A 12,200-nucleotide genomic window follows, 5' to 3' on the forward strand; every position below is an offset into this window, starting at 1 on the left:
CGCGCAGCCTTCGCGCGTGCGGGTGAGGAGTCCCAAGGCATGCAGGTTTCGCTCGAAAATGTCGGTGGCCTTGAGCGCCGACTCACCGTGAAGTTCCCCTCGGCCGATCTCGACGGGCGCGTGCGCGAGCGCATGCTTGATCTGGGGCGCAACGTGCGCCTCAACGGTTTTCGTCCCGGCAAGGTACCGAGCAAGGTCATCGAGCAACGTTTCGGTGCGCAAGTGCGCGGCGAGGCGTTCAGCGAGATCGTCTCGAATACGCTGCAGAAGGCGCTGGGCGAGCAACAGTTGCGCCCGGTGGCGGCGCCCTCGATCAGCACCAACGGTCAGACCGAGAATGGCGAAATCGCCTACACCGCGACTTTCGAGGTATTTCCAGAGCTGCCCGCGGTCGATGTCACCGCGCTGAGCATCGAGCGCATCGAAGCCAGCGTCAGCGATGCGGACATCGACAACATGATCGAGACCCTGCGCAAGCAGCGCACGCGCCTGCAGCGCGTCGAGCGCGCCGCGCAGGCTGGTGATCATGTCGGTTTTGAGTACTACACGCAGACTGCGGATTTGCGCCTGCCTGCTGAAGGCATGGATCGCGGCAGCAGCATTCTCGGCAGCGGCACGCTGCTGGCCGAGATCGACGCCGCGTTGTTGGGCCAAACGCAAGACGCAGAACTGGAGCTGGACGTGGCGTTTCCTGCCGAGTTCCGCAACGAACAACTTGCCGGCAAGCTGGCGCGCATGCACCTGCGTGTGCTGACGGTGCAGGAGCCAGTGCTGCCGATGCTTAACGCCGAATTCGTGCGTCAGTTTGGCATCGACTCGGGCGAGCTGGAAGATTTCCGTCGCGAGGTGCGTGCCAATCTCGAGCGCGAATTGGGCGCTGCGGTCACTGCGCGCTTGAAAGGCGAAGTCGCCGAGAAGTTGGCGGCCGCGCATCCCGAGGTGACCGTACCCAAGGCCATGCTCGATGCCGAGGCCCAGGCGTTGGCGCGCATGGGTCTGGCGCAGGACGCGCAACCGGCGCCCGAGCGCGTCGAAGCGGCGCGCGCGCCGGCGCGCATCCGCGTCATCGCGGCGCTGCTGATGGGCGAGATCGCGCGGCGCGAAGGTTTGCAACCCGATCCACAGCGCGTTGCCACGCTCATGGCATCGATCGCCTCGACTTACGAAGATCCGCAGCAGGTGATCGAGCTGTATCAACGCGATCAGCAATTGTTGGCCAATTTGCGCACGCGCGTACTCGAGGATCAGGTCGCTGAATGGGTGGCCGCGCATGCGCAGACCACTGCGCGCACCATCAGCTTCGACGAGCTGCTGCGCCCAGGCCGCAACGGCTGAAACCGCGCCGCGCACCGGGTCTGACCGCCCGCTGCGCGCAGCATTGACTTTGCGCGCGTAGTCCCCATGCTGGGCGCACGATCCGATCGGAGCCATCCATGTCCAAGCAAGACACACCGCCGCAGAGCCTCAACTTGGTGCCGATGGTGGTCGAACAGACCAGCCGTGGCGAGCGCGCCTATGACATTTATTCGCGCCTGCTCAAAGAGCGCTTGGTGTTCGTGGTCGGTCCGATCGACGACTTCATGGCCAACGTCATCGTCGCGCAGTTGCTGTTTCTCGAATCCGAGAATCCGGACAAGGACATCAACTTGTATATCAACAGCCCGGGCGGCGTGGTTACCGCGGGGCTGGCGATTTACGACACCATGCAGTTCATCCGCTGCGACGTCAGCACCATGTGCATCGGTCAGGCCGCCAGCGCGGCTTCGCTGCTGCTGACGGCGGGCGCCAAGGGCAAGCGTTACGCGCTGCCCAATTCGCGCATCATGATTCACCAGCCCTCGGGAGGCGCCCAGGGTCAGGCCACCGATATCGAGATCCAGGCGCGTGAAATTTTGTATGTCCGCGGCCGGCTCAACCAGATCTATGTGCAGCACACTGGCCAGGCGCTGGAGCAGATCGAGCGCGACATGGAGCGTGACCGATTCATGAGCGGCGAGGATGCCAAGGCCTACGGCTTGATCGATGCGGTACTCGATCGCCGCGCTGAAGAGCCTGCCAAGCCCGCCTGAGCAGCCTTGTTGCGGGCGCAGAAGCCCGACGCAAGCGTGTCGTGATGTTCGCCGGCCCGGTATCGGCGATGCTCTCGTGTGTACGTCGCGTAGCATTGACGCCAGCGGCGCGGTCCTATGCTATGTTCGACTCGAAACGAATAGATCTACGGTGGATTCCAGCATGAGCGATGAACGGCAAGGGCGTGGCGGCGAGGGTGGCAAGATCCTTTACTGCTCGTTCTGCGGCAAGAGCCAGCACGAGGTACGCAAGCTGATCGCCGGCCCGTCGGTGTTCATCTGCGATGAATGCGTGCAGCTGTGCAACGACATCATCCGCGAGGAAATCGAGGAAAAAACCGCCGCCACGCGCAATCATCTGCCGCGTCCGCGCGAGATCATGGAGACGCTCGACCAGTATGTGATCGGGCAGACGCGCGCCAAGCGCACGCTGGCGGTGGCGGTCTACAACCACTACAAGCGCCTTGAGTCACGCCAGAAGAATGACGACGTCGAACTGGCCAAGTCCAACATCCTGCTGATCGGTCCGACCGGCTCGGGCAAGACCCTGCTGGCCGAAACGCTGGCGCGGCTGCTCAACGTACCCTTCACCATCGCCGACGCCACTACGCTGACCGAAGCGGGTTACGTCGGCGAGGACGTGGAAAACATCATCCAGAAGCTGCTGCAGAAGTGCGACTACGACGTCGAGAAGGCGCAGCAGGGCATCGTCTACATCGATGAGATCGACAAGATCTCGCGCAAGAGTGAGAACCCCTCGATCACGCGCGATGTCTCCGGTGAAGGCGTGCAGCAGGCGCTGCTCAAGTTGATCGAAGGCACTTTGGCCTCGGTGCCCCCGCAGGGCGGGCGCAAGCATCCGCAGCAGGAATTCCTGCAGGTTGACACGCGCAACATTCTTTTCATCTGCGGCGGCGCGTTTTCCGGACTGGAAAAAGTCATCCAGCAGCGTTCCGATACCACCGGTATCGGCTTCAGCGCCGAGGTGCGCAGCAAGAAAAACAGGCCCAATATCGGCAAGATGCTGGCTGATGTCGAGCCGGAAGATCTGGTGCGCTTCGGGCTGATTCCCGAGTTCGTCGGCCGCCTGCCGGTGGTGGCGACGCTGGAAGAACTCGACGAGACCGCGCTGGTGCAAATCCTCAGCGAGCCGAAGAACGCGCTGACCAAGCAGTTCCGCAAGCTGTTCGATATGGAGCAGGTGGAGCTGGAGTTCCGCCCCGAGGCTTTGACCGCGATCGCGCGCAAGGCGCTCAAGCGCAAGACCGGCGCGCGTGGCTTGCGCACCATCATCGAACAGGTACTGCTGGATACGATGTTCGAGCTGCCGTCACTGGAACATGTCAGCAAGGTCGTGGTCGACGAGGCCGTGATCAACGGTCAGGCCGAGCCGTATCTGATCTACCGCGGCAACCTGAAGCCCGGCGTCGAGGGCGCCAGCGGCGCGGCTTGATCGACGGCGGCCTCTTGTGCCGCCCGCGCGTGCCCTCACCTCACTTGATATGTTTGCGTACGCGGCGCACGCTCGTGCCCGTGTGCGTCCGTTCCCGCCTACCCGGATGAAACGATGACCGAGACCCCCGCCCGCACCGCAGACAAGTCCATCGACAAATCCACCGCGCTGCCGGTATTGCCGCTGCGCGATGTGGTGGTTTATCCGCACATGGTGATCCCGCTGTTTGTCGGCCGCGAGAAATCCATGCGCGCGCTGGAAGCGGCGATGGAGAGCGAGCGCCAGATCCTGTTGGTGGCACAGACCAGTCCTGACATCGAGGAGCCCGGCGAGGCGGAGTTGTTCCGCACCGGCACCGTCGCCAGCGTGCTGCAAATGCTCAAGCTGCCCGATGGCACCGTGAAGGTGCTGGCCGAGGGCAAGTTCCGCGCCGAGGTCACCGGCTACCGCCGCGAGAATGACATGCTGCTGGCCGAGTATCGTGAACTTGATCCGGTGTATTCGCGCGAGGAGCGCGAGCTGGATGTCGTCTCGCGTACCCTGGTCAGCCTGTTCGAGCAACTGGTCAAGCAAAGCCGCAAGCTGCCACCGGAGGTGCTGGCGACGCTGTCCGGCATCGATGACGCCGGACGCCTGGCCGACACCATCGCCGCGCATTTGTCGGTACGCATCGCCGACAAGCAGAAGGTGCTTGAAACCGCTGACGTCGGGCAGCGCCTGGAGCTGTTGATCGGCATGGTCGATTCCGAAATCGACTTGCAGCAAGTGGAGAAGCGCATCCGCGGCCGCGTCAAATCGCAGATGGAAAAAAGCCAGCGCGAGTATTACCTCAACGAACAGATGAAGGCGATCCAGAAGGAGCTGGGTGAAGGCGAGGACGCGCCCAACGAGATGGAGCAGCTCGGCCGCAAGATCGACGAGGCCGGCATGCCCGAGCCGGTCATGGCCAAGGCCCGGCAGGAGCTATCCAAACTCAAGCAGATGTCGCCGATGTCGGCCGAGGCGACCGTGGTGCGCAACTATCTCGACTGGATGGTCAACGTACCGTGGAACAAGCACAGCAAGGTGCGCAAGGATTTGCGCGCCGCGCAGCAGGTTCTGGACACCGACCACTACGGGCTGGAAAAGGTCAAGGAGCGCATCCTCGAATATCTCGCCGTGCAGCAACGCGTCGACCGCATGAAAGGCCCGATCCTGTGTCTGGTCGGCCCACCTGGCGTGGGCAAGACGTCCTTGGGCCAGTCGATCGCCAAGGCCACGCACCGCAAGTTCGTGCGCATGAGCCTTGGCGGCGTGCGCGACGAGGCCGAGATTCGCGGCCACCGTCGCACTTATATCGGTTCGATGCCGGGGCGCATCCTGCAAAACATGGCCAAGGCGGGCACGCGCAATCCGCTGTTCGTGCTCGACGAGATCGACAAAATGTCGATGGACTTCCGTGGCGATCCTTCCTCGGCGCTGCTGGAGGTGCTCGATCCCGAGCAAAACCACGCTTTCAGCGACCACTATCTCGAGGTCGATTTCGATCTCTCCGAGGTGATGTGGGTCGCCACCGCCAATTCGCTGAACATCCCGGCGCCATTGCTTGATCGCATGGAGGTGATCCGCATCCCTGGCTACACCGAGGACGAGAAGTTGGCGATCGCCGAGAACTACCTGCTGTCCAAGGAACTGACGGCCAACGGCCTCAAGCCCGAGGAACTGGGTATCGAGCCTGAGGCGATCCGCGACATCGTGCGCTACTACACACGCGAGTCAGGGGTACGCAATCTGGAGCGCGAGATCGCACGCATCGCGCGCAGGGTGGTCAAGGACATCGCGCTGGCCGAGCCTGTGCGGTCGGATGCTGAGTCTCTCGCGGATGAAGCCATCGAGATCGAAACCGCCAAGGTCGAGCCAGTCAAGGCTGAACCCGTGGCCGCCAAAACCAAAGCCAAGCACAAGCGTTTCAGCAAGAAGGCGGCTGCGCAAGCTGCGGCCAGGCGCGTGGTCGTGGATGCCGAGCACCTCGCCGATTATCTCGGCGTGCGCCAGTTTGCCTTCGGACGCGCTGAAAGCCAGAACGAGATAGGCCTGGTCACCGGCCTCGCCTGGACGCAAGTCGGTGGCGATCTGCTCAGCATCGAGGTCGCCGTGGTGCCGGGCAAGGGCAAGCTGCTGCACACCGGCCAGTTGGGCGAGGTGATGCAGGAGTCGGTGCAGGCCGCGCTCTCGGTGGTGCGCGCGCGCAGCGCAAGATTCGGGCTTGATCCGGAATTCCACCAGAAGCTCGATATCCACGTGCACGTGCCCGAGGGCGCCACGCCCAAGGATGGCCCCAGCGCAGGCATCGCCATGTGCACCGCGCTGGTTTCGGCGCTGACACGCGTGGCGGTACGCGCCGATGTGGCGATGACTGGCGAGATCACCCTGCGTGGTCGCGTGCTGCCGATCGGCGGACTCAAGGAAAAACTCCTCGCGGCGCATCGCGGTGGCATCCGCACCGTGTTGATTCCCGAGGACAATCGCAAGGACCTCGCCGAGATTCCGGCCAATGTCACCGGCTCGCTGCAGATCCACTGCGTCAAGTGGATCGACGAGGTGCTCGATCTGGCATTGGAGCATCCGCTGGCCGCCGTCGAGAGCTTTGCGACTACGCCCGGCAGCGATCCGACCGTGAGCAAATTGATCGAGCCGGCCGCGGCGCCCGTGGTCGCGCCAGCAGCGGCAGCGACGACGCGTTCGCGGCGCCACTGAGGATATGCTCAAGGAACCGCGCCGAGCCGTGCTGCGCCTTGTATTGCGGCCTCGTGCGAGGCGCTGGTATAAAGGCGGCGCCGTGATTGCGTGAAGGTTTGCGCTAGATCACGGGAATGCTCGAAACGTTTGCACAGGGGCGTTCGCGCCCAGCTTCAGTTCTGTTGCTTGCAGCAAGCATCCACACTCAAGAGGGAATACCCAGATGAACAAATCCGAATTGATCGAAGCCGTTGCCAATGGTGCGGACATCAACAAGGCCGAAGCTGGCCGCGCGATCGACGCGTTCGTTGAGGCGGTGAAGAAGGCACTGAAGAAGGGCGACACCGTGGCCTTGGTCGGTTTTGGCACGTTCGCTGTGCGCAAGCGCAACGCGCGTACCGGCCGCAATCCGCGCACCGGCCAGGCCATCAAGATCAAGGCTTCGAAGAACCCCGCGTTCAAGGCTGGCAAGGCTCTCAAGGACGCCGTCAACTGAGACCCGCACGCGGGTGCTTAGCTCAGTGGTAGAGCGTCGCCCTTACAAGGCGAGGGTCGGGGGTTCGAAACCCTCAGCACCCACCAGCATCGCGGAGTGGTGTGCGGACGGTTAGGAATGCCGGCCAACTGCGCCGGGAGTCGCGGACTTGAGTCCCGTCCACTCCGCAACGTGCAGCGAGGGCGCCGATCCGGCGCCCTGCGCTTTTCCGGATATCGCACGCGCGTGATGCCTGAAGTCGGCCTTGCAGCCACTGCAGCGCGTGTTGCTGCAGGCAACCGAACGTATTGATTCAAGTCAGCGGAAACCAAGCATGCTTACCCTGTTGCGCGACAAACTTTCCGGCTGGTTCGCCAAGATCCTGTTCGGGATTTTGATTTTCGTATTCGCGTTTTTCGGTATCGAGGGCTACTTCGTCGCCAGCCACGCCACGTGGGTCGCCAGGGTGGGCGATCACCAGGTCGGCGGGCAGGAGTTTCAGGACGCGCTGAATCGTGCACGCCAGCAGCAGCTGCAACACAACCCGCAGATCGATCCGAAATTTCTCGATGGCAACGTGTTCAAGCAGGATGTACTCGAAGGATTGATCCAGCGCCAGCTACTGATCAACCTCGGTGACAAGCTGGGCACCGCTGTGCCGAACAGTCTGCTGCGTCGCGAGATCGCCCAGGTTCCGCAATTCCAGGTCGACGGCAAGTTTGATCCCGCCACGTATACAGCCGTGCTGGCGGCCAACGGCCTCACGCCGGAAAGGTTTCAGGAGATGGAGCGCGGCGATCTGAGCGTGCAGTTGCTGCCGCAGGCGCTTGGCGACAGCAGCATCGTTCCTCAGTCCGAGATTGACGGCTATCTGCGCCTGATCGGTCAGACGCGTGATTTCAGCTACGTCGATCTGCCGGTGCCGCAGGCGGCATCCGGCACGGTCAGCGAGGCTGAAATAGGCGCTTACTACAAGGCGCATACGCAGCAATACATGAGCCCGGAGCAAGTCTCGGTGCAGTACGTCGATCTGAGTGTGGACAACGTGCCGGCGCCACCCGCGCCCAGCGCGGAAGAACTGCGCGCGCTGTACGCGAAGAACCAGTCGCGCTTCGTCGTGCCCAGCCAGTACGAGGTTTCGCACATTCTGATTTCGCTGCCCAAGAATGCCACGCCTGCGCAAAAAGCCGCCGCCTTGACGCAGGCGCAGAAAGTCGATGCATTGGCGCATGCGCCGGGAGCGAATTTCGCCGCGCTGGCCAAGCAGTATTCGGATGACCTGGGCTCCAAGAATCAGGGCGGCAGCCTGGGCTGGCTGGGACTGGGCGATACCGATCCCGCATTCCAGGCGGCGATGGTCGCGCTGAAACCAGGACAGATCTCGGCGCCGGTGCTGACCAGCGATGGCTACCACATCATCGAGCTGCAGGCCGAGCGCGCCGGCGTCACCAAGCCGCTCGCCGAGGTCAAGGATGCGCTCACGGCGGATTACCTCAAGCAGGCGCGCAGCAAGGAATACAGTCACATCGCTGGCAAGCTGGTCGACGCGATCGACTCCAACCCCGGTTCACTGGAAGATGCCGCCAAGGCGCTGAACGTGCCGGTGCAGGTCAGCCCGCTGTTCGCGCGCAGCGGCGGCACGGGTTTGTTTGCCCACCCCAAAGTGGTGCAGGCAGCGTTCTCCGGGCAAGTGCTCAAGGACAACAACACCTCCGATCCGATCAATCTGTCGCCCGAGCACCTGGTGTTGTTACACCTGGCGCGGCATGTGCCGGCGCAACCGCTGCCGCTGGCGGCGGTTGCGGCCAGGATCCAGGCCACGATTCTGGCGCAACGCGTCGCCGCGGCCGCCAGCAAGCAGGCCGACGCGCTGCTCGCCAAGCTCAAGGCCGGCATAGCGTTAGATACGTTGGCCAAATCGGTGGGTGCCAGTGTGCAAATCGTCAACGCCGCCACGCCCAGCACGCCCAACCTTGATCCCGCGCTGTTGACAGCGGTGTTCAAGCTGGCCGCACCGGCGCCGGGCAAGAGTGTGCCTTCGGCGGTGGATCTGGGTCAGGGTCGCTACGCGCTGGTGCAACTCAGCACGGTGCATCCGGGCGATGTGTCCAAGTTGCCGCCGGGGCAGCGTGAGTACATCGCCTCGCAGTTGCGCCAGATGCAGAGCGGCGCCAGCGTGCAGGCCTTCCTCGATGCGTTGCGCCGAAGTACCAAGATCGAGACCGCGCCCAACCGTATGTAAGGCGCGCGCGTCATCGCCGATGAAAAAGCCTCGCTCGCCGCGAGGCTTTTTCGTTTGTGCGTTGGCGCGGGTCGTTGCCGATGGCTTACAAGCCGGTCATGCCCAGGGTGTTGTAGCCGGCGTCGACATACGTCACCTCGCCGGTGATGCCCGAGGCCAGATCCGAGCACAGAAACGCGGCGACATTGCCGACGTCCTCGATGCTGACATTGCGCCGCAGCGGCGCTTTCTCGGCAACGTGATCAAGCATCTTGCGCAGATTGGCCACGCCGGATGCGGCCAGGGTGCGGATCGGCCCGGCAGAGATGGCATTGACGCGCGTGCCCTCGGGCCCGAGGTTGTAGGCCAGATAGCGCACATTGGATTCGAGGCTGGCCTTGGCCAGGCCCATCACGTTGTAGCTGGCCAGCGCGCGTTCGGCGCCCAGATAGGTCAGCGTCAGGATCGCGCCGTTGCGGCCCTGCATCAGCGGGCGGGCGGCCTTGGCCAGTGCCGCCAGACTGTAGCTGGAGATATCGTGGGCGATGCGGAAGCTCTCGCGGTTCAGACCGTCGAGGAACTCGCCAGCCAGCGCTTCGCGTGGTGCGAAGCCGATCGAATGCACCAGGATGTCGAGGCCATCCCAATGCTGCGACAGGGTCGGAAACAGCGCGTCGATCTGCGTGTCATCGGCCACATCGCAGGGCAGCACGATATTCGAGCCGAAGGCAGTGGCGGCCTCATCGACGCGATCCTTGAGCTTGTCGTTGACGTAGGTAAAAGCCAGTTCGGCGCCTTCCCGATGCATGGCGCTGGCAATGCCCCAGGCGATCGAACGGTGATTGAGCACGCCGGTAATCAGCGCGCGTTTGCCGTGCAGAAAAGCCATGAGTCCTCCGGATGATTGGCACGCGGTCGGCGTGCTGGCGCGCAAGTGTAGCGCCTGCGCGTTGCGCACCTACCCCGGTGCATCCAGACGCAGGCGCTGACCCACGCGCAGTTCGTTGCTGCGCAGATGATTCCAGGCGCGCAGTTCGCCCACCGACACGCGATAATGCTGCGCCAGCGACCACAGGCTTTCACCGGCGCTGACTTCGTGCCACACCGGTATGCCGGAGGTGCCGCCAATGCGCGTCAACGCGCGCTGGCGCAGCGTCTTGGGCAGCCAAAGCGTGGTGCCGCGCGCGAGCGTGTCGTCGGGGTTGAGGCCATTGATGCCGGCCAGTAGCTGCAAGCGCTTGCTGTCGACCCGCGGCAGCAGGCTGTGCAATGAGTCCGTACGCTGCACGCGGTAACGCGCGAACTTGGCCCATTGCCGTGGCGGCAGCAGCGCATAGCGATCAAGAAAGTGCTGACGTGCGGCGCGTGGCAACAGCAAGTGCCAAGGTGCGCCGAATGGCATCTGATCACGCAGATAGCCGCTGTTGAGCGCGCGCACTGTGGTCGTGGGCAGGCCGGCAAGATGGGCGGCCAGCGCTGGTTGCAGTGGCGCATCGAGTTTGGTCAGCCAGAGTTGAGCAGGCGGTACCGAAGGCGGTAGATGGATGTCGAACCGGCCCGGTTCGCGGATCACGCAGCTATAGGCCATCAGGCGCAGCAGATAATCGCGCGCCGCCGCGCCCACCGGCCAGTTGGGCAATGCCGGTTCGGCAGGTGGCGCCCCGCGCTGCGCCAGCATGCGCTTGATGCCCCACTCCCCCTGATTGAACGCCCAGACGACCAGGCGCCAATCGTCAAAATCGCGCCCGTAGCGAGCCAGCATGCGCGTGGCACGCACGCTGGAGACCCAGGGATCGCGACGGCCATCGTAGCCGGGCAGCAGCGGCATGCCCGCCGCACGCGCGGTGCCACGATCGAATTGCCACATGCCGATGAAATTGCCGGGACCCACGGCGTCCGGGCGATAGCCGCTTTCCACCATGGGGAGCAGTGTGAAGTCGCTTGGGATACCGGCAGCCTCCACCGCTTGTTGCACCAACGCGATCATCGGACGCAGCGTCGACAGCGTCTGCTCAAAAGCGTTCGGATCGCCCACCAGCATGCGCGCCATGGGCACGACGCGCGGGTTGGCATCGCAGTTTGGCATCGCCAGTCCGGCACGTATGCGCTGCCACAGATCGCGCGGCGCTGGCGCCGGGACGGCCGCTATCAGGGTCTGTGCACTGCTGGCGGCACTCGTCGGCACGGGTGTCGGCACGACCGCGACCGCTGGAGTCTGCGGCCGCATTGACGGCGCGCTGGCACAGGCCGCGAGCAGCATCGTCAGGCTCGCCGCGGCGAGCAGGCGCCATGCACGCCTCATGCGTGGAATTCGTCTTTGGCGGCACGCAGTGCGCCCAGGCAGGCCGCGGGCGAGGCGGTGCCAGTATCGCGTGCGCCGCACCAGGCGCGCACGGCCGGCGCATCCCAGCGTAGAAACGGATTGCTGGCGCATTCCTCGGCCAATGGCACGGGCAGACTTGGTGCGCCGCGCGCGCGCAGCGACCGCACTTGCGTCTGGCGCGCGCGCAAGGTGGCGTTACCGGGCTCCACGCTCAGCGCGAAGGCGGCATTGGCGAGGGTGTATTCATGGGCTGCGCAGATCAGCGTATCCGGAGCCAGCGCGGCGATGCGCTGCATGCTCAGCAGCAAGTCTTCGGGTGTGCCCTCGAACAGACGCCCGCAGCCCAGACTGAACAAGGCGTCGCCGCAAAACAGCCATGGCGCGAGGTGATAGGCCACGTGGCTGCGCGTATGGCCGGGCAGGGCGAGCACCGCGGCATTCAGAGCTGGCGTGGCCAGTGTCAGCGTGTTCCCGTGGCTTACGCGCTGCCAGTTTCCGGGGATGCGCGCGTCATCCGGCGCGTACACAACAGGATGATGGCGTGCTACCAAGGCCTGCAGACCGCCGATATGGTCGGCATGGTGGTGCGTAATCAGGATGGTGCGCAGGCGCAGCTGCTGCGCGCTGAGCGCTGCCTCGACGGGAGTCGCAGCGCCCGGATCGACGATCAGCGCGTTGCCGTCGTCATCACTGAGCATCCAGATGTAATTGTCGGCAAAGGCCGGGATGGCGCGCAATTGCACGGGGAAATGCCTCGATGGCTGCGCTGCGGGCGGTCAGGGCGGGCAATCATGGCATCGTTTGTGTTGCAGGCGCATCTTCCGGCTGTCTGGCGCGACTGGCCGGGCTGGGGTGCGTACGATGCGGCCACGAAAGCAATCGGACCATGCGTGCCGCACGCGCCAGGGAGCCAAAAAGAATCGGGCCCTACGCCCCCGCGG

The 12,200-nt window shown here is 64.1% G+C and carries 8 protein-coding genes, 2 tRNA genes and 1 pseudogene; 8 read left to right on the top strand and 3 right to left on the bottom strand.

Translation table 11 applies throughout. The features are described from left to right. The first annotated feature begins 39 nt into the window (after nucleotides 1-39). The 8 genes and pseudogenes from tig (at nucleotide 40) to ACYDAT_RS10065 (ending at nucleotide 8,957) form a co-directional block, all read left to right on the top strand. A complete protein-coding gene (tig, locus tag ACYDAT_RS10030) occupies nucleotides 40-1,335 on the top strand; it encodes a trigger factor (protein WP_461449893.1) in 1,296 nt (431 codons plus the stop codon). A 98-nt stretch (nucleotides 1,336-1,433) separates the two neighbouring features. After that, a complete protein-coding gene (gene clpP, locus ACYDAT_RS10035) occupies nucleotides 1,434-2,069 on the top strand; it encodes an ATP-dependent Clp endopeptidase proteolytic subunit ClpP (protein WP_461438614.1) in 636 nt (211 codons plus the stop codon). Nucleotides 2,070-2,232: 163 nt separating this feature from the next. Next, nucleotides 2,233-3,522 carry an ATP-dependent Clp protease ATP-binding subunit ClpX gene (gene clpX / locus ACYDAT_RS10040; protein WP_461449895.1) on the top strand — a complete coding sequence of 430 codons (1,290 nt, stop codon included), beginning with the start codon at nucleotides 2,233-2,235 and terminating at the stop codon, nucleotides 3,520-3,522. Nucleotides 3,523-3,636: 114 nt separating this feature from the next. After that, nucleotides 3,637-6,258, top strand: a complete 2,622-nt coding sequence (gene lon / locus ACYDAT_RS10045; protein WP_461449897.1) for an endopeptidase La — start codon at nucleotides 3,637-3,639, stop codon at nucleotides 6,256-6,258. Between the two features lie 187 nt (nucleotides 6,259-6,445). Beyond that, a pseudogene (locus ACYDAT_RS10050) lies at nucleotides 6,446-6,736 on the top strand (HU family DNA-binding protein); the annotation flags it as partial. An 11-nt stretch (nucleotides 6,737-6,747) separates the two neighbouring features. Then, nucleotides 6,748-6,822: transfer RNA gene (locus ACYDAT_RS10055), tRNA-Val, on the top strand. Nucleotides 6,823-6,829: 7 nt separating this feature from the next. After that, nucleotides 6,830-6,903, top strand: a tRNA-Ser gene (locus ACYDAT_RS10060). A gap of 146 nt (nucleotides 6,904-7,049) precedes the next feature. Continuing rightward, nucleotides 7,050-8,957 carry a SurA N-terminal domain-containing protein gene (locus ACYDAT_RS10065; RefSeq protein WP_461441817.1) on the top strand — a complete coding sequence of 636 codons (1,908 nt, stop codon included), beginning with the start codon at nucleotides 7,050-7,052 and terminating at the stop codon, nucleotides 8,955-8,957. A gap of 85 nt (nucleotides 8,958-9,042) precedes the next feature. Here the strand turns inward: ACYDAT_RS10065 and ACYDAT_RS10070 are convergent, their stop codons facing one another. The 3 genes from ACYDAT_RS10070 to gloB form a co-directional block, all read right to left on the bottom strand. Next, nucleotides 9,043-9,825: an enoyl-ACP reductase FabI gene (locus ACYDAT_RS10070; RefSeq protein ID WP_461438610.1), complete on the bottom strand. Its 783-nt coding sequence runs from the start codon at nucleotides 9,823-9,825 to the stop codon at nucleotides 9,043-9,045. A gap of 69 nt (nucleotides 9,826-9,894) precedes the next feature. Beyond that, on the bottom strand, nucleotides 9,895-11,238 hold the full coding sequence (locus ACYDAT_RS10075; RefSeq protein ID WP_461449899.1) for a LysM peptidoglycan-binding domain-containing protein: 1,344 nt from the start codon (nucleotides 11,236-11,238) through the stop codon (nucleotides 9,895-9,897). Continuing rightward, nucleotides 11,235-12,002: a hydroxyacylglutathione hydrolase gene (gloB, locus tag ACYDAT_RS10080; RefSeq protein WP_461438608.1), complete on the bottom strand. Its 768-nt coding sequence runs from the start codon at nucleotides 12,000-12,002 to the stop codon at nucleotides 11,235-11,237. The genes ACYDAT_RS10075 and gloB overlap by 4 nt, the downstream gene beginning before the upstream one ends. Nucleotides 12,003-12,200: the final 198 nt, after the last annotated feature.

It is taken from the genome of Metallibacterium sp. (assembly GCF_054637675.1).